This is a genomic window from Streptomyces colwelliae (assembly GCF_048158785.1).
GTDB lineage: Bacteria > Actinomycetota > Actinomycetes > Streptomycetales > Streptomycetaceae > Streptomyces.
The window spans coordinates 1-18,222 of record NZ_JBLTJC010000207.1 but is presented as its reverse complement, the minus strand read 5'-3'; the positions used below and the strand labels follow the sequence as shown (position 1 = coordinate 18,222).

The 18,222-nt window shown below is 70.2% G+C and carries 14 protein-coding genes; 10 read left to right on the top strand and 4 right to left on the bottom strand.

The window, feature by feature from the left end; all coding sequences use genetic code 11:
• Positions 1–426: 426 nt before the first annotated feature.
• On the bottom strand, positions 427–2,040 hold the full coding sequence (locus tag ACNFOC_RS33500; RefSeq protein ID WP_416962795.1) for an MFS transporter: 1,614 nt from the start codon (positions 2,038–2,040) through the stop codon (positions 427–429).
• A 306-nt stretch (positions 2,041–2,346) separates the two neighbouring features.
• Positions 2,347–2,838 (bottom strand): MarR family winged helix-turn-helix transcriptional regulator, encoded by a 492-nt coding sequence (locus tag ACNFOC_RS33495; protein ID WP_416962794.1) that lies wholly within the window; start codon positions 2,836–2,838, stop codon positions 2,347–2,349.
• A 736-nt stretch (positions 2,839–3,574) separates the two neighbouring features.
• On the opposite strand from ACNFOC_RS33495, the gene ACNFOC_RS33490 reads away from it, so the two are divergent.
• From ACNFOC_RS33490 to ACNFOC_RS33445, 10 genes are all read left to right on the top strand, one after another.
• Positions 3,575–5,401, top strand: a complete 1,827-nt coding sequence (locus tag ACNFOC_RS33490) for an acyl-CoA dehydrogenase family protein (RefSeq protein ID WP_416962793.1) — start codon at positions 3,575–3,577, stop codon at positions 5,399–5,401.
• 50 nt (positions 5,402–5,451) lie between these two features.
• Positions 5,452–5,760 carry an acyl carrier protein gene (locus ACNFOC_RS33485; protein WP_416962792.1) on the top strand — a complete coding sequence of 103 codons (309 nt, stop codon included), beginning with the start codon at positions 5,452–5,454 and terminating at the stop codon, positions 5,758–5,760.
• A complete protein-coding gene (locus ACNFOC_RS33480) occupies positions 5,757–9,710 on the top strand; it encodes a non-ribosomal peptide synthetase (RefSeq protein WP_416962791.1) in 3,954 nt (1,317 codons plus the stop codon). The genes ACNFOC_RS33485 and ACNFOC_RS33480 overlap by 4 nt, the downstream gene beginning before the upstream one ends.
• On the top strand, positions 9,697–10,161 hold the full coding sequence (locus ACNFOC_RS33475) for an SRPBCC family protein (protein WP_416962790.1): 465 nt from the start codon (positions 9,697–9,699) through the stop codon (positions 10,159–10,161). Before ACNFOC_RS33480 ends, ACNFOC_RS33475 begins: the two co-directional genes overlap by 14 nt.
• Positions 10,158–11,438 (top strand): beta-ketoacyl-[acyl-carrier-protein] synthase family protein, encoded by a 1,281-nt coding sequence (locus tag ACNFOC_RS33470; RefSeq protein WP_416962789.1) that lies wholly within the window; start codon positions 10,158–10,160, stop codon positions 11,436–11,438. Before ACNFOC_RS33475 ends, ACNFOC_RS33470 begins: the two co-directional genes overlap by 4 nt.
• A 1-nt stretch (position 11,439) precedes the next feature.
• Complete coding sequence (purU, locus tag ACNFOC_RS33465) at positions 11,440–12,366, top strand: formyltetrahydrofolate deformylase (RefSeq protein ID WP_416962788.1); 927 nt, start codon at positions 11,440–11,442, stop codon at positions 12,364–12,366.
• Positions 12,366–13,601 (top strand): beta-ketoacyl-[acyl-carrier-protein] synthase family protein, encoded by a 1,236-nt coding sequence (locus ACNFOC_RS33460; protein ID WP_416962787.1) that lies wholly within the window; start codon positions 12,366–12,368, stop codon positions 13,599–13,601. The genes purU and ACNFOC_RS33460 overlap by 1 nt, the downstream gene beginning before the upstream one ends.
• Positions 13,598–14,191 carry an NADPH-dependent F420 reductase gene (locus ACNFOC_RS33455; protein WP_416962786.1) on the top strand — a complete coding sequence of 198 codons (594 nt, stop codon included), beginning with the start codon at positions 13,598–13,600 and terminating at the stop codon, positions 14,189–14,191. The genes ACNFOC_RS33460 and ACNFOC_RS33455 overlap by 4 nt, the downstream gene beginning before the upstream one ends.
• Positions 14,192–14,250: 59 nt before the next feature.
• A complete protein-coding gene (locus tag ACNFOC_RS33450; RefSeq protein WP_416962785.1) occupies positions 14,251–15,636 on the top strand; it encodes a cytochrome P450 in 1,386 nt (461 codons plus the stop codon).
• A 200-nt stretch (positions 15,637–15,836) separates the two neighbouring features.
• Positions 15,837–17,051 (top strand): N(5)-(carboxyethyl)ornithine synthase, encoded by a 1,215-nt coding sequence (locus tag ACNFOC_RS33445; RefSeq protein ID WP_416962784.1) that lies wholly within the window; start codon positions 15,837–15,839, stop codon positions 17,049–17,051.
• A gap of 4 nt (positions 17,052–17,055) precedes the next feature.
• Here the strand turns inward: ACNFOC_RS33445 and ACNFOC_RS33440 are convergent, their stop codons facing one another.
• Positions 17,056–17,343: a hypothetical protein gene (locus ACNFOC_RS33440; protein ID WP_416962783.1), complete on the bottom strand. Its 288-nt coding sequence runs from the start codon at positions 17,341–17,343 to the stop codon at positions 17,056–17,058.
• 53 nt (positions 17,344–17,396) lie between these two features.
• Positions 17,397–17,753: a PRC-barrel domain-containing protein gene (locus tag ACNFOC_RS33435; protein WP_416962782.1), complete on the bottom strand. Its 357-nt coding sequence runs from the start codon at positions 17,751–17,753 to the stop codon at positions 17,397–17,399.
• Between the last annotated feature and the right edge of the window lie 469 nt (positions 17,754–18,222).

Sequence of the window (18,222 nt, the reverse complement as noted above, 5' to 3'; positions counted from 1 at the left end):
AGAAGTTCGCAAAGCTCACAGGGGCGTGACGACGATGAACACCAAGGACAACAGCGGCGACGTCCGCCTCTCCGGAATCAGCAAGACGTACGACAACGGCTTCACCGCCGTCCAGCCGCTCGACCTGGGGCACGGGATTCATGGCAACCTCCTGCGGTCGATGCAGTGACTCGGTGCCTGAAGAACGTGCCTGATCAAGAAGCCGTCACGGGTGCGGACGGGCGAACCGTCGGACGAACGTCCGAGGATGCGGGTGCCGCCCTAGGGGCCGCTGGGAGGTGCGGTCACGATCCGGTGTTCGAGCGGGCGTACAGAGGGGCGTCACCTGATCGAGGGATTGCCGGACAGCGCTGAACCGTCCCGGTGGCGCGGGGGATTGGCCACCGGGACGGTGAATCGGGCGGGTTTCTCAGCCGCGCGGTGTGGTCAGGCCGGGGCGCCGACCGGGAGGTCCGACGCGTCGTCGGGGCGTACCTCGCCGTCCTCGTCGACGTCCGGCGGGATCGTCGACAGGGCGCTGGCGTGGAGGTCCTTCGTGCGAAGCATCGTGAAGCCGATGATCGCGGCGACGAAGCCGAGGATCGCGCTGAGGGTCATGGCTCCGTGGAAGGCGCTCATGAACGCGTCCTGTCCGGCGGCCAGTACCTTCTCGCGCAAGGGGCCCGCGGCCTGGGCGACGGCGTCGAGGCCACCGGCGCTGATGCCGTGCGCGGCGCTCTCCGCGGCGTCGTCGCCGAGCTGCTTGCCGACGGCCGAGGAGGTGAAGTCCTGGGACACGGTGTGCTGGAAGTAGGCGCCGATGCCGGCGATGCCGACCGCGATGCCGACCTGCTGGAAGGTCTCGTTGATGCCGGACGCGACACCAGACTTGGCCGGTTCGGCGACCCCGATGGCCAGGGCGGCGCGGGCCGGGTTGAAGGCGCCCATGCCAAGGCCGGAGATGACCAGCGCCGGGACGAGCACGGTCCAGGACGAGTCGGCCTCGGTGAGGTTCAGGCACAGGATGCCGATGGCCATGACCAGGGTCGAACCGCCGAGCAGGATCCGGAAGGGGACCTTGCCGATGAGTCCGCCGCCGAGGGCACCGGCGACGAACATCGCACCGGTCAGCGGCAGGAACCGTAGACCTGTCCCCCACGCGTCGACGTGCAGCATGTTCTCCAGGTAGCTGGTCTCGAAGAACACCGAGGGCAGCGCGCCCGCGTTGCCGATCATGGCGACGAGCGAGATGCCGACGAAGGTGGGGCTGCGGAAGAACGCCGGGTCGATCAGGGCGCGTTCGCCGAGGCGGCGCTCGATGGCGACGAAGACGACCAGGAAGACGACGCTCGCCGCGTAGAGGCCGAGCGTGTTGCCGCTGGTCCAACCCTCCACCGGGCCACGGATGGTGGCGTAGACGAGGGCGCCGAGCGCGAGGCTGAAGGTGCCGAGGCCGGCCCAGTCGGTGGGGTGGGCGCGCTTGTTGAGGGACTCGCGGACGCGCAGCGCGCCGATGAGGATGGCGAGCACGCCGACCGGCACGTTGATGTAGAAGATCCAGCGCCAGGACAGCGAGTTGATCAGCGAGCCGCCGATGAGCGGGCCGGTGGCGACGGCGAGGCCGACGGCGGCGCCGAACGCGGTGAACGCGGTGGCTCGTTCCTTGCCGTGGAACTCATGGCTGAGCATCGCGGGTCCGACCGCGAACATGATGGCGGCGCCGACCCCCTGGATGGCCCGGAACCAGCTCAACTCCCCTGCTCCGTCGGCCAGTCCACAGGCCAGCGAGGCGGCGGTGAAGATGGCGAAGCCGACCTGGAAGAGCTTCTTGCGGCCGATCCGGTCGGCGAGCGAGCCCGCCGCGACCAGGAAGATCGCCAGCGTGAGGGCGTAGGCGTCGAACACCCACTGGAGGTCGGCGAAGCTGCTGCCCAGCGACTTGTGGATCTGCGGCAGCGCGATGGAGACCACGCTCAGGTCGAGCATCAGCATGAACGAGCCCAACGCGACGATCCCGAGTGTCCACCACCTAGTGGGAGACGGTGCGCGTTCTTCGGACATGCGGGGACCTTCCAATCAACAGGAACTCTGGACCTTAGGATCACTAGATGATGGAAATCTAGATGATTGGAAAGCCATGAGTCAATGCCGTCGCGACCGGCGCGGCGAACACGGTCACCCGGAGTGACGACCACCGGGCACGACAAAGCCCGCGGCACCGGGCGGCACCACGGGCTTGTGCGAATTCGCGGGTGTTATACGTCAACTCGCGGACTCTCTAAGTGAGTTGGCGTGCGTACTACGTCAACTCGCGTACTTCCAACGTGAGTTGGCGGGCGTTCCAGGTCAACTGACGGGCGTTCTCGGTCAGTCCGAGCAGACCGACGCGGGCCAGCGGCCGGCCATCAGCGTGCCGAGCATCTTGCGCAGCACCCCGCGCTCGTCCTCCGAGAGCGCGCCGAAGAACGCCGATTCGACCTCCGTGGCCACCCGGTCCGCCGTCGCGAGCGCCTCGCGGCCGGTCCCGGTGAGGATCAGGTTGTAGCGCCGGCGGTCGGCGGGGTTGCGGCGGCGCTCCACGTGCTCGTTGCGCTCCATCTCGTCGATCACCGTCACGACCGTGGTCGGATCGAGGTTGAGCAGCCGGCTCAGGTCCTGCTGGGAGAGCTCGGGTCCGCCGGCCAGCGCGGCCAGCACGAAGAAGTAGCGGATGCGCATACCGACCGCGCCCAGCGCCTTCTCCACGTCCTCCACCAGCACCAACCCCGCCTTGTGGAGCAGATAGCCGGGACGTTCGGCGATGAGGAAGTCCTCCCGGGGGGACGCCCCGTACTGCTCCGTGCCGCCAGTGCGCACCATGAGCCGGCTCCTTCGATCGTCGCAATCTCCACCATCGAAGATACAACGTTCTACGGCCATGGAACCCCCGTCCGCCAGGGAAATCGCCCCGGCGGCACCCCGCCGACACGGGGCCCCGGTCGCCCCGCGGCGATCCCCGGGTCACACGGAATTCACCGTTCCGCCGCTCGTGGCAACCCCCCGGACGGTTATGCCGACGCAAAATCCACCGGAATACAACCGTCCGCATCCCGCGAAATGGAACGAGTCATTCTCCAGGGATCTTCGAGGTCAGCCAGCCGGTGATCGATCACAGAATCGAACGTCCGACAGAGAAAACAGAAACGCCGGGTGACCTGAGTCACGTGGCACCAAGTAGCGCGCCTGCTACGCTCTCGAAGCGCCTGGCCAGAACATTGCACTCTGCGACCGGGTCGCACACGGGGAAGAACACGGGGACGAAACCGCGCTTTGCGCAACGGGGGTTTCAAAATGGTTCAAAATTCCATCAGCTGTTGTATCGGACAACGCTGACGACGAGGAAACCGCGCCCATCGGCGCTGGTCAGACACTGGTGAACTGAACCTTCCGCACAGCGCTGCGCTTTTTCGGCGGCACTCCGTGCGCTCTTTTCGCCTGCATTCTCCAACGCGACGTGTATTCATGCGCCACATTCGCACGTCCACTTTCAGGTCCGTTTATCGGGCACGGCTGTGTTATCACGCCGTTGCCCTCTCCGGCATGGAATGGAAAGCTCATGAAAAGCTCAAAGAAGCAGTCGAGTACTGCCCTCGCGGAGGATCTGGAGGGCTGGCTCGGTGACCCGGAAGTGGAATCCAACGCGTTGTCGTTCGCCGGCGCGCTGGCGCTCGACGAGCGGGACGAGCTCCCGTCCGCCGGTATCGACCAGGTCCGCGCGTTCGGTTTCAACCGGTATTTCGTGCCCGAGCGGCTCGGCGGTGATCTCCGGGCCGCCGAGGACATCCTGATGCTGACCCGGGTGATCGCCCGCCGGGACATGAACGTCGCGGTGAGCGAGAGCACACAGGTGTGGATGATGCTCGCGTGGATCGGCGGCGACGCCGATCAGCAGGCGAAGTACGCGGCGACGGTCCTGCGCGGCGGGGTCGTCCCGTGTCTGGCCTACTCCGAGCCGGGGCACGGCGCCGACCTGGCCGCCAACCGCTTCACGGCCGCCCCGGACGGCGATCAGTACGTCCTGTCCGGCGAGAAGTGGCCCATCAACCGGGGCCGCACCTCCACCCACGTGGTCCTGCTCGGCACCACCGGCGACGAGCACACCCCGGCCAAGCGGCAGCAGTCCATGTTCCTGGTGGACCGCTCGCAGGTGATCTCCGGCGAGGTGACCGGCGTCCCCCGCGTCCCGACCTACGGTCTGCGCGGCTGCGACATCAGCGGCGTCGCCTTCGACGACGCCCGCGTGGACGCCACGGCCCGGCTGGGCGCGGAGGGCGAGGGCCTCGAACTCGCCCTGCGCGGCCTGCTGATCACCCGCACCTTCTGCACCGGCCTCTCCCTGGGCACCGGCGACACCATGCTGCGCACCGTGGCCGGCTTCCTGTCCGACCGCATCCTCTACGACGGCCCCGCGAACGAGATCCCGTACGTCACCGAGTCCCTCGCCAACTCCTACCTGAGCCTGCTGGTCGCGGAGTGCGAGAGCCTCGTCGCGATGCGCGGACTGCACCTGTACACCGAGCAGTTCAGCATCTGGGGCAACCTCGCGAAGGTGCAGGTGGCCCGGCTGGTCGACACCAACAGCAAGGTGCTGGCCCGCACGCTGGGCGCCCGGTACTTCCTGCGCGCCGCCGAACACGTGGGCACGTTCCAGAAGATGCTCCGCGACGGTGCCGTCGTCTCGGTCTTCGACGGCAGCGAGCCGGTCTGCCTGGACAGTCTCGCGCTCCAACTCCCCGCGCTGACCAAGGCACATGGGCGCGACCCGGACGAGGACTGGCGTCCGCTGTACGACCTGCGGGCCGAGCTGCCCACCTTCGAACCGCACCGGGTGAGCGTGTTCGGACGCGGCAGGGACGCCACGTTCGCCAGCCTCCCCGCGCTGATCGACCGCCTCGCCGAACTGACGCCGTCGGCCGGCTGCGACGAGGACCGGCTGACCGCACTGCGCGGCCAGGCCGAGGAACTGCGGCGGGAGTTGGACGCGCTGCTCGCCCGGGTCAACGAGATACGCCGGTCGACGGCCGGCAAGCCGTCGCCCGCCACTAGGACCAGCAAGTCCACCGCGCCCCGGCTGATCCGGGTGGCGGAGGAACTCTGCTCCCTGCACGCGAAGGTGGCGGCCCTCGGCGTGTGGCTGTTCAACCGGGACCACCTCGACGCCTTCTTCGCCGACGGCGAGTGGCTGCTGGCCGCGCTGACCCGCCGCCAGGTCCACCAGTACGAGGTCGGCGACCTCGAACAGGCCACCGCCCGGCGGCTGTTCACCCGCATGAACACCCAGCGCGCCGACAACGAGTTCTTCTCGGTCCGCCAGATGCGCATGGCCGAGCCCGGGGCGCGCGAGGCGGGCCGGGACGACGACGTGTCCACGACCGCCGCATGAACCACATCCCTGACCACGACCGCATACCGGCCGGAAGGTACTTACCCGAGATGACCACGACCAGCACCAAGAACCTGACGCTCGACGACGTGAAGAAGGTTCTCGTCGAAGCGGTGGCCGCCGAAGCCGGCGTCGCACCCGCCGAGTTGGAGACCGACCGGCCCTTCACCGACTACGGCCTGGACTCCATGGCCGCGCTCTCCGTCGGCATGGAGATCGAGGACACCTGCGGTCTCTCCGACCCGCCGGTGGACCTCCTCTGGGACCACCCGACGGTGGACACCCTGGCCGAGGCCCTGTGGCAGCTGATGAACGCCGAGCCCGTCGCCGCCAGCGCCGCAGCGGAAGGCCAGCGATGACGACGACCAACTCCGTCAACGCCCAGCAGGCCGGCCTCTGGTTCATCCACGAGGCCGACCCGGGATGCTCCGCGTACCACATCGTGTTCGGCGCGGAGGTCACCGCCGATCCCCAACTCGGCGACCGGGTACGGCAGATACTCGCCGACCTGACCCGCGAGCACGACGCTCTCCGGATCGGATTCCGCGCCGGTCCGCAGGGCCCGGAGCAGTTCGTGCGGGACGCCGTACCGCTGGACATCCGCCGTACCGACGCACGGGAGTTGGCCCCGGAGGCACTGCGCGACCTCGTCCGCACGGACACCCGCAGCCCCTTCGACCTCGCCCGACCTCCGCTGTGGCGCGTGCACTTGTACCGCACCGGCGAGCGCACCTGGGTGTTCGCCGTCGTGATGCACCACATCGCGGCCGACTTCTGGTCGCTGGCCCTGCTGCTCTCCGAGGTGCGCAGCCGCCTGGAGGGCACACCGAACCGGTTCACGCTCGACGGCGGCGCCTTCGCCGCGTACACCGAACGCCAACAGGCCTTCCTCACCGGCGAGAACGCGCGCACCCTCCTCGACGCCGAGGCGAAGCGGCTGGCGGACATACCGCCCGCGCTGGATCTGTACGGCGACCGGACGCGCCCGCCCGTGCCGTCCTACGACGGCGGTTCGGCGCCGTTCGCGCTGTCCGTCACCGCGACGGAGGCGGTACGGCGGCTGGCGCGGGAGACCTCGTCGACGCCGTACACGGTGCTGCTGTCCGCGTACTTCGTGCTGCTGAGCCGGCTGAGCGGTCAGTCGGAGATCGTGGTGGGCACCCCGACCTCGGGGCGGCTGCACCGGCAGTTCCGGGACGCGCTCGGCAACTTCGTGAACACCGTGGTCGTACGGGGCGCGGTGGACGAGGAGTTGACGTACCGTCAGTCGCTGGCGGCCTCGCGTGAGCGGGTGTCCGAGGCGATGCGGGCGCAGGAGCTGCCCTTCCCCTGGCTGGTACGGGAGTTGGCGCCGCCGCGCGATCCGAGCCGGACGCCGTTGTACCAGGCCGGTTTCGCCTGGGACCGGCTGCCGTTCCTCAACGACATGGACGCGTTCTTCCTCCTGGAGCCGGGTCCGGGCGCCGAGTTGGCGATCGCGGGCGCGACCCTGCGGCCGTATCCGCTGCCGCAGCAGGAGGGCCAGACCGACCTGTGGGTCGAGATGGGCGCGGAGCGCGACGGTGCCTTCGCGGGGGTGCTGCGCTACAACACCGACATCTTCGGGGCCGGTACGGCACGGGAGTTGGCGGACGCGTTCGTCACCACGGTGGAGACCCTGGTCGGCCGTCCGGACGAGCCCCTGCGCGAGCTGGTGCGCGGCGACGAACGGCAGCGGGCGCGTCTCGCCGAGTGGGGTTCGGGGCCCGAACGCGCTCTGCCCGCGGCCCGGTTGCCGGAACTCTTCCGCGAGCAGGTGCGGCGCACGCCCGACGCGGTCGCGTTGGCCGCGGACGGCGAGGAGTGGAGTTACGGCCGTCTGCTCGCGTCGGTCGAGGAGACCGCGGCGGCGTTGCGGACAGCCGGGATCGCCCCGGGCGACCGGGTCGCGGTGATGGTGGAACGCGGCGCACCGCTGGTGGCCGCGCTGCTGGGAGTGCTGGAGGCCGGGGCGGCGTATGTGCCACTGGACCCCAACCTGCCGGTGGAACGGCTGACTTACATGGCCGAGGACTCACAGGCCAGGCTGCTGCTCAGCCAAACCGGCCTGGGAGAGAGCCAGTTGCCCGGTCTTCCGGTGCTGGACCTGGACGACCTGGCGGCCGGTGCCACCGCCGGCCCCGCCACGGCCGCCGGCCCCGCCGACCTGGCGTACATCCTCTACACCTCGGGCTCCACCGGCCGCCCCAAGGGCGTGGCCATCCCCCACCACGCGCTGACGAACCTGCTGCTCGCGATGCGGGAGACCACCGGGTTCGGCGCCTCGGACAGTCTGCTCGCGGTCACCACGATCTCGTTCGACATCGCCGGACTGGAGCTGTATCTGCCGCTGCTGACCGGTGGCCGGGTCGTCGTGTGCGACAGCGCCACGGCCGCCGACGGTGCCGCGCTCGCGGTGCGGATCGAGGAGTCCGGTGCCACCTGGATGCAGGCGACGCCCACCTCGTGGCGCATGCTGCGCGACGCCGGATGGACGGGCGCCCCGCAGCTGAACGTGCTGTGCGGTGGTGAGGAACTCCCCCTGGATCTGGCCGAGTTCCTGTCCACGCGCGTGGCGAGCCTGCGCAATGTGTACGGCCCGACCGAGACGACCATCTGGTCCACCGCCGGTGTGGTGGAGCCCGCGTCCGGCATCGACATCGGCGCGCCCCTCGACAACACACAGCTGTACGTCCTCGATCCGCAGGGCCGGAACGTCGAGCCGAGTTTCCCGGGCGAGCTGTGGATCGGCGGGGAGGGTCTGGCCGTCGGGTACTGGGACCGGCCGGAGTTGACGGCGGAGCGGTTCGTGACCGGGCTGCCGGCCGCGCCGGACCGGCGGCTGTACCGCACCGGTGACCGGGCGCGCTGGAGCAGCGACGGGCGGCTGCTGCACCACGGGCGGCTGGACAACCAGGTCAAGCTGCGCGGCTACCGCATCGAACTCTCCGAGGTCGAGACGGTCCTGGAAGCGGTCGACGGCGTCTCCACGGCGGTCGTCGTGGTGCGTGACGACCGGCTCGTCGCCTATCTGCTCGCGGAGAACGGCGCCGAGTTGAAGGCGTCCGACGTCCGGTCGGCGGCCGGGGTGTCCCTCCCGCCGTACATGGTGCCCGGCATCGTGATGGTGCTGGACGAACTGCCGCTGACGGCGAACAAGAAGATCGACCGCAACCGGCTGCCGGAGCCCGTGGTCTCCTCGGACGCCGGGTTCGAGAAGCCGCGTGACGCCACCGAGATCACCCTCGCGCGGATGTGGACGGAGATCCTGGGCCTGTCCCAGGTCGGCGTCCACGACCATTTCTTCGACGTGGGCGGGCACTCGCTGCTCGCCGTCCGGCTCAGTTCGGCGATCCGTGCCGAGTGGGACGTGGAGATCCCGATCTCGATCATGCTCGGCCGGCAGGGCACCGTGGCCGAACTCGCCGCGATCGTCCGGTCCGGAGGCCAGGAGACCGCGCGCGGCCCGCTCGTCGTGCTGCGCGAGGGCGACCCGGAGCAGCGCCCGGTGTTCCTGTTCCACCCCTTCGGCGGCACCGTCTTCTGCTATGTCGAGCTGACCCGCCATCTCCCGCCCGGCAGGCCTGTGTTGGCGATAGAGGCGCCCGGCATCCAGAACGAGGGCGAGGCCGAGATCAGCGTGGAGGCCATGGCCACCCGCTATATCGACCTCCTGAGGGAGGTGCAGCCCAACGGGCCGTACGCGCTGGGTGGTTGGTGCTTCGGCGGGGTCATCTCCTACGAGGTCGCCGGCCAACTCCGCGCGCTCGGCGAGGAGATCGAGTTCATCATCGGCATCGACAGCCGGGCGCCGATCGAGGAGAACATCCCGGAGTCCGCGGACGACTCGACGATCCTGTCCTGGTTCGCCCGCGACCTCGCCGTACCGGCCGGGAAGACCCTGGACATCCCGGCGGACGAACTGCGGGCGCTGGGCGGCGACGCCGCGTTCGACCACATCCTCCAACAGGCCGCCGCCATCGGGGTGTTGGCCGAGGACGCGGACCGCGCGACGATCCTGCGCTACTTCGAGGCCTACCTCGCCAACGGCATCGCCCTCCAGACCTACCTCCCCGAACCGGCCGACCTCGACCTGGTGCTGCTGCGCGCGGCCGACGAACAGGCCGACTACGGCCCCAAGCTCGGCTGGGAGGCCCTGATCAAGGGCGAGTTGCACGTCATCGACGTCTCCGGGGACCACAACTCGGTGATGTACCCGCCGCACGCGGAGCTGGCGGCCCGCGCGATCGCCCCCCACATGGAAGGACCGACCCACGATGACCAAGGCTGAACAGGTCAAGGCCGAGTACGCGTTCCACCTCCCGGTGCCGCCCGACGAGGCGTTCGCCCTGATCTCCGACCCCGTCCAGGACCCGGTGTGGCAGGCGGCCTGCGTGGACGTGACGCTGCTGAACGGCCCGGCCCGGCCCGGCGGCCGGTACGAGATCACGTTCCAGCTGATCGGCAAGCGGATGCAGTTCACCGTGGAGATCAGCGAGTTCGAGCCCGGCCGGCGCTCCAAGTTCCACACCGTCGAGGGACCGTTCGGCTACGTCGGCACCTACGAGTACGCCGAACGCGAGGACGGCACCACCACCGTCAACTGGACGTTCGAGGTGGACCCCGGGGACTACTTCGGGATCATGCCGAAGTCCCTGCTGCGCAAGGTGCTCGTCAACTCGGTCAAGAAGGACTCCGGAAAGCTCGCCGCACAGCTCGGACAGGGAGCGCGCAACCGATGAAGACCCGCCAGGAAGAGAACAACAAGGTCGTCGTGACCGGCCTCGGCGAGACCACCCCGCTCGGCGGGACCGTCGCCACCACGTGGGACGCGATGCTGCGCGGCGAGAGCGGACTGGGCCTGCTGGAGGACGAGTCCTGGGCCAAGGACCTGCCGCCGCTGCTCGGCGGACGCGCAAAGGTCGACCCCGGTACGGGACTTGAGCACCAGCAGCGCCGACGCCTCAGCCGTTCCGCCCAGTTCGCGGTGACGGCGGCGGCGGAGGCGTGGGCCGACGCGGGCCTCGACGACAGCACCGCGGCCCCGAGCCGGGTGGCCGTCGTCGTCTCGGCCGCGCTGGGCGACATGACCTCGATCATCGACGGCTGGGAAGCCCTCAAGACCCGGGGCTGGCGGCGCGTACCGCCCATGACCGTCCCGATGTCGATGGGCAACGGCTCGGCGGCGGCCGTAGCGCTGCTGGTGAACGCGCGCCTCGGTGTGCACGCCACCGTCAACGCCTGCTCCTCCGGGACCCAAGCCCTGGTCACGGCGGCCGAGTTGATCCGGCGCGGGGAGGCGGACGTGGTGGTCGCGGGCGGCGCGGAGGCGCCCCTGCACCCCATGGTCCTGTCCTCGTTCGCGGCCATGCGGGCGCTCTCGCAGCGCTTCGACGACCCCGCGTCCGCCTGCCGTCCCTACGACGCGGACCGCGACGGCATGGTCCTGGGCGAGGGCGCCGGCATCCTCGTACTGGAGTCGGAGCGGCACGCGCGCGAGCGCGGCGCCCGGATCTACGCCGAGTTGGCGGGAGTCGGCATCACCTCGGACGCGTACCACATGGTGCAGCCCGAGCCGAACGGCACCGGCACCGCCGCGGCCGTCCGCGCCTCCCTCGCCGACGCGGGCGTGACCCCCGCGGACGTGGCCCACTTCAACGCCAACGGCACCGCGACCGCACCCGGCGACGCGGCCGAAGCACGCGCGGTGATGGCCGTGTTCGGCGACGCGGACGGAGACGCCACCCAGGGTCCGGCCGTGTCCGCGAACAAGTCGATGACCGGGCACAGCCTCGGCGCGGCCGGCGCGATCGAGTCGATCACCACCGTCCTCGCCCTCCACCACGGCCTGGTTCCGCCGACCCGCAACTTCACCCGCCTCGACGAGGGCCTCTCCATCGACGTGGTGCACGGCGGCCCGCTCAAGCTGGGCCCCGAGCAGATCGTCGCGGTCAAGAACTCGGCGGGCTTCGGCGGCCACAACGTGGCACTCACCTTCCGCGCCGAGAAGGGAAAGTGACGTGACGTCAACTCTGGAGGCCGCAAGGACTGTTCGCGCTACGACGGCCCCCGCATCGGCCGCTCGCGCCGGGCACCGCCACGCCTCCCTGACCGTCCGGGGCAAGGACCGGCCCGGCATCGTCGCGGCGGTCGGCGCGGTGCTCGGTGAGCACGGCGCGAACATCGTCTCCCTCGACCAGTACTCGGACAATCCGCAGGGCGGCGCGTTCTTCCAGCGCACGGTGTTCGGCCTCGACCACCTCGGAGCGGCGCTGCCCGCGATCGAGGACGGACTGCGGCAACGGCTCGCCGGTGACTTCGAGTTGGAGTTCACACTGCGGGACCTGTCGGTGCCCAAGCGGGTGGCGGTCTTCGCCTCGAAGTCCGACCACTGTCTGCTGGACCTGCTGTGGCGGCACCGGCGCGGTCAACTCCCCGTCACCGTAGCCATGGTGATCTCCAACCACCCGGACACGGCGGAGGAGGTCCGGTCGTTCGGCATCCCCTTCTTCCACGTGCCCTCCGCGGGGACGGACAAGTCGGCCGCGGAGGCTGAGCAGTTGAGGCTGCTGCGGGGCAACGTCGACTTCGTCGTCCTGGCCCGCTACATGCAGATCCTGTCGGCGGACTTCATCGAGCGACTGGACGTGCCGATCATCAACATCCACCACTCCTTCCTGCCGGCGTTCATCGGCGCGGGCCCCTACGCCAAGGCGAAGGAACGCGGCGTGAAACTCGTCGGCGCGACGGCCCACTACGTCACCGAGAACCTCGACGAGGGCCCGATCATCGAGCAGGACGTGGTCCGGGTCAGCCACGCGGACACCGCCGCCGACCTGCAACGACGCGGCGCGGACGTGGAACGGGCGGTGCTCACGCGAGCGGTGCAGTGGCACGGCGAGGACCGCGTGCTCCGCCACGGCAACCAGACGATCGTCTTCGCGTGATGAGCCAACTCAGAGACGCGGACGTGCTCGTGACCGGCCTGGGCGCCATGACCCCGCTCGGCGCGACGGCACCCGAATCATGGCAGGGGCTGCTCGACGGACGCTCCGGCGTGCGCACCCTGCATGACGAACACGGCTCCTGGCCCGAGGAGTTACCGGTGCGGATCGCGGGCACCGTGCCCGCCGACCCGGTCGACGTCCTCGGCCGGGTGCACGCCCGCAAGCTGGACCGCGGTGAGCAACTGGCCGTGGCGGCGGCCCGGGAGGCCTTCCAGGACGCGGGCCGGCCCCCGGTAGAACCGGAACGGCTGGCCGTGGTCGTCGGCACCGGCATCGGGGGCGTGTTGAGCACGCTCGGCCAGAACGACGTCTACGAGCGGTCCGGCATGCGGAAGTTGTCGTCGTACGCCGTCCCGATGCTGATGCCGAACGGACCGGCGGCCTGGGTCAGCATCGACCTCGACGCCCGCGCGGGCGCCCGTGCCCCGGTCAGCGCCTGTGCCTCGGGCGCCGAGTCCATCGCCCTGGCACTGGACCTGATCCGCCTCGGCCGCGCCGATGTCGTCGTGGCCGGCGGCACCGAGGCGAGTCTGCATCCGCTCATGGTCGCCGCGTTCGCGCAGATGAAGGCGCTCTCGCGGCAGGAGGGCGACCCGGCCGCCGTGTCCCGGCCGTTCGACGCCGGCCGCTCGGGGTTCGTGATCGCCGAGGGCGCGGCCGTACTGGTCCTGGAACGCGCCGAGTTCGCCCGCGCCCGGGGTGCCCGCGTCTACGGCGCGGTGGCCGGCGCGGCCGTCACCTCCAGCGCCCGGCACATCTCGGCGTCCGACACCGAGGGGCAGGTCCGCTCGATCCAGGCGGCCCTGCGGGACGCGGAGTTGGAGCCCGCCGACATCGGTCATGTGCACGCCCACGCCACCTCGACACCGGGCGGCGACCTCGCGGAGGCCGACGCGGTGGCGAAGGCGCTGGGTACGCACCCGGTGGTGACGGCGACCAAGTCGATGACGGGCCACATGCTGGGCGCGTCGGGGGCGTTCGGCGCGATGTCCGCCCTCCTCTCCCTCCACCACGGGGTCGTCCCGGCCACCCGCAACCTCGACGCCCTCGACCCGGAGATCCACCTGGACGTGGTCAACGGCGAGAACCGCGAGGGCAGTTGGGACGCGGCCCTCGCCAACTCCTTCGGCTTCGGCGGCCACAACGTCAGCCTGGTCCTGAAGCGGACGCCATGAATCAGGAGCAGGAGCAGGAGCAGAGGAACGCGGCGATGACGATCGGCGTACTGGGCACGGGCGACATCGCCGTCGCACTCGCGACGATGTTCGCCCGTGCCGGGCACGAGGTACGGACCGGCGGGCGCCACGAAGAGGTCGTAGCAGCGTCCTCGGTCGTGATCCCCGCCGTCCTCGGCGTACCGGGAGCGGTGCAGCAACTCCGGCCCTGGCGGGGCGAGTTGCGGGGGAAGATCCTGGTGGACATCACCAACCCGTTCACCGGCGGCCACGTCGACTTCGTGGGCCCCTGGGCGACCGGCGGCACCACGGACCTCGCCGCCGCGTTCCCCGAGGCACGGCTGGTGGGCGCCTTCAAGAACGTGTGGTGGGAGGGGTTCGACGGCACCCCCGACCCGTCCGTCCCCGAAATCCACGTGATCTCCGACGACTTGGCGGCGAAGCGGACGTTCCTGGGGCTGTGCGCGGCGACGCCGTTCACCTACGTCGACGGGGGCGGGCTGGACCTGGCGCGGCGGGTGGAACGGATGGCGTTGCGCGGGGTGGGGTCGGCGGGAGTGTTCGCGGAGGCACATGCCGCCGCCGTATAAGGCGGGCCGGAGGCGGGCAGTGATCATGGCGTCGTCTCAGCACTGTGAAGGGATTCACCGTGACCGTCGCGCCTCCCCCCATACCCAGGGCCGCGGGTTCGCTGCCGCTTCTGGGCCACGCGATCCCCCTCCTTCGCGACAACCTCGGATTCGTCGCCTCCCTGCGCGGCTACGGCCCGCTCGTCGAGATCCGGCTCCAGCCCGGCCAGTCCACCATCGTCGTCAACGACCCGCCCCTGATCCGGGCCATGCTGGTCGACCTCGCCCCCACCCTCGACAAGGGCCGGTTCTTCGAGAAGATGGGCCAGTTGCTCGGCGACAGCGTCGTCACCGCGGCGGGCACCGAGCACGTGCGCAAACGGCGCCAGCTCCAACCGGCGTTCCGGCACGCGGAGATCACCCGGTACGTCGACATCATGCGCGAGCAGGTCACCGCCGCCGTGAGCACCTGGCGGCCCGGTGAGGTCCTCGACGTCCGCGAGGCCATGGTCCGGCTGTCCCTCGACATGCTGGCCGCGACCGTGTTCTCCGGCAGCATCGACGACGACGCCTTCCGCCGGCTCCGCGAGGACCTGTCGGTGGTCATGAACGGCGTGGGCGCCCGCATCATGCTGCCGGACTGGGTGGAGCGGCTCCCGCTGCCCGCCAACCGCCGCTTCACCGCGGCCCGCGACGCCGTCCGCGCGACCATCGACACGGCCGTCGCCGAGCTGCGCGCCGCCGACCGGGACACCGGCGACATGCTCTCCCTGCTGCTCCGGGCCACCGACGAGGAGACCGGCCGGCCGCTCACCGCCCACCAGATCTGCTCCGAGATCCTCACCCTGGCCGTGGCCGGCACGGAGACCACCGCGTCGATCCTGTCCTGGGTGCTGTACGAACTCGCCCGCGACCCCGCCATCGACGCCCGCGTCCAGGAGGAGCTCGACACCGTCCTCGGCGACCGCCCCGTCACCTTCGAAGATCTGTCCCAACTCCCGTACCTCGCACGGGTGATCCGCGAGACCCTACGGCTCCACCACACGGGCTGGCTGGTCACCCGCCACACGCTCACCGCGACGCGGCTGGGCGACTGGGAGATCCCGGCCGACACCGAGCTGGCGTACTGCCAGCACGCGCTGCACCGCGACCCGGCGCACTTCCCCGACCCGCTCGTCTTCGACCCCGACCGCTGGCTGGACGACGGCCGGCGGCGTTCCGGGGCTCCCGCTTCCCAGCTTCCCGATGAAACGTTCCTCCCGTTCGGCGCGGGCAAGCACAAATGCATCGGCGACCGCTTCGCCCTGGCCGAGATCACCACCGCGATCGCCACCCTGACCCGCGCCTGGCACCTCGGCCTCACCACCGACCGGGCCGTCCGCCCGGTGGCCCGCGCGACGGTCCGCCCCAGCACGCTCCGGATGACACCCCGCCCGCGGACCCGAGCCCGCCCGACGACCATCTGACCGCCGTCCGCCGACATCGTGGGGCCCGCGCCGTACAGCGCGGGCCCCACGTGCGACGACGACGGAATCCAGCCCTTTCCGGACTGGAGTAACGTGGCATTACCGAGCGCACCTCGCACGCCGTCAGCCGTTTCGGCGTCGCCCTCGGGGAACGGCAACGCCGGATCGCACCGCGTCCGGCCGGAAAAGAGCCGCCCCACATGAGCCTGATGAGTCTCGGAGTACTGCACTCCTCCCGCAAGGAGAACGAGTTCCGTCTGCCGCTGCACCCCCGGCACCTCGACCGGATCGCCCCGGACATCCGGGAGCGAATCTTCCTCGAACAGGGCTACGGCGAACGGTTCGGCATCGCCGACGACGCGCTGCGCCCCCTCGTCGGCGGCCTCCGTTCCCGTGAGCGCCTGGTCGCCGAGTGCGACATCATGCTGCTGCCCAAGCCCATGCACGAGGACCTCGCCGAGCTGCGCGAGGGCCAGGTGCTGTGGGGCTGGCCGCACTGCGTGCAGGACGAGAAGATGACGCAGATCGGCATCGACCGACGGCTGACCCTGATCGCCTGGGAGGCCATGAACCACTGGACGTCCACGGGCGCCTTCAGCGTCCACGTCTTCCACAAGAACAACGAACTGGCCGGCTACTGCTCGGTGCTGCACGCCCTCCAGCTCGGCGGGCTGACCGGGAGCTACGGCCGCCGGCTGCGCGCGGTGGTCATAAGCTTCGGCGCCACGGCACGCGGCGCGGTCACGGGCCTGGGCGCGATGGGCGTCTCCGACGTCACGGTGCTCACGCAGCGCGCGGCGGCGGCCGTGGCGTCACCGATGCCGTCGGTCGTGATGGGGCACTTCGAGGAGCAGGAGGACGACCCGACGCGCCTCCAGGCGGTCACCGGGCTCGGGCCCGTCCCGCTCGCGCAGTACCTGGCCGGGTTCGACATCGTCGTCAACTGCGTGCTCCAGGACACCGACGCGCCGCTCATGTTCGTCAACAACGAGGAACTCGCGCTGTTCCAGCCGGGGACCTTCTTCATCGACGTGGCCTGCGACGAGGGCATGGGCTTCGCCTGGGCCCGGCCGAGCGGCTTCGGCGACCCGATGTCCACGGTCGGACCGGGCTGCCACTACTACGCCGTGGACCACAGCCCGTCCCACCTGTGGAACTCGGCGACCTGGGAGATCAGCGAGGCGCTGCTGCCGTATCTGGGCACGGTCATGAGCGGGCCCGGCGCGTGGGACGACGACGTCACGGTACGGAAGGCCATCGAGATCCGGGACGGTGTCGTCCAGAACCCGAAGATCCTCTCCTTCCAGCACCGGTCGGCCGCCTACCCGCACGCCCCCGAGGCCCGAAGGCCCGGAGGGAATGAGGTAAGGCGGCCTGACGGCAAGGCAGTCGGTGGTCCGGTGCCGGTCCAGTGATGGTCTAGCTCCGGTTGACCCCGGTGGCCACCGCGTGGCCGATGAAGAGGTAGACGAGGGCGGGCAGGCCGTAGTTGACCACGGTGCGCCAGTCCGCCGAGTGGATGGTGAACAGGTTGTGCGACCAGCCCGACAGCCAGTTGGCCGCGTCGTGGACCCAGTCGACCGAGCTGTTCCCGCTGTTGGCGTTGAACAGATAGAGAGCGATCCACAGGATCAGGATCAGTGCCGCGATGTCCGCGATGACGGAGATGACCGTCCCCGCGGGGCTTCCGCCGTAGCGTCTGGACATGTTCAACGGGTGGCCCGGAACGCCGAGTTGAAACCTCTCGGCGTCCGGCGCCGTCAACGGCGGGCCAGTTGGCGCTCGCCGCCCGCACCCGGCTGGTACGGCAGGCCGTAGTGCTTGAAGATGCCTTCCTCCTGCTCGGCGGGCAGTACGTCGTCCGTGCCGATCGAGGGGGCCTGCTTCACCAGCGCCTTGGGGTACCCGACCTTGACGTAGTCCGGACCCACGACCGCGTCGTCCAGCGGAACGAAGATCAGCCGGTGCCGCGTGGGCAGTCCGACCCGGACCGTGGCCATGGCCGGCTCATCGGTGGCGGTGTCCACATACACGGCCTCCAGCACACCGATCTTGTGCGACTCCGCATCCACGACGTCACGCTCCCGCCACTCCCGGACATCGGCTGAGCGGATCATGACCTTCTCCTTCGAACGCCTCACCCACCAGCGGACCCAGAACGTCAGTGCCGGGGCCGGTTCAACCAGCGTAGTCCTCGCCACAGGACGCGGACAGTGATCGGGAGCGGCGGCTTGCGGGGCGGACGGCCACCCGACGGAGGCGGCCGGAAGCGGATGGCCGCCGGACCTCTGTGCGGGAGGTGTGGCGAGGGCTGGCGTGTGCGGTACGGCCCCAGCCCCCGGCAGCCGAACACCGCCGCCGGTCGTGTGCGTCATGCGTGGCTCCTCGGCGCGACGTGTTCTGACGGGGTGGTCCGGCCGGTAACTCCCCGATGGGGGTGGGTGGTTCGCGTGCGGCGACGATCGGGACCCGGCTCTCCGACGGCACGTACATCCTGATCGCGGCCTCCACCGGCGGCCTCCACCACGCCATGGCCAAGGCCCTCAAGCTGGACCTCGCCTTCGGCAGCCTGCTGCTCGCGCTGCT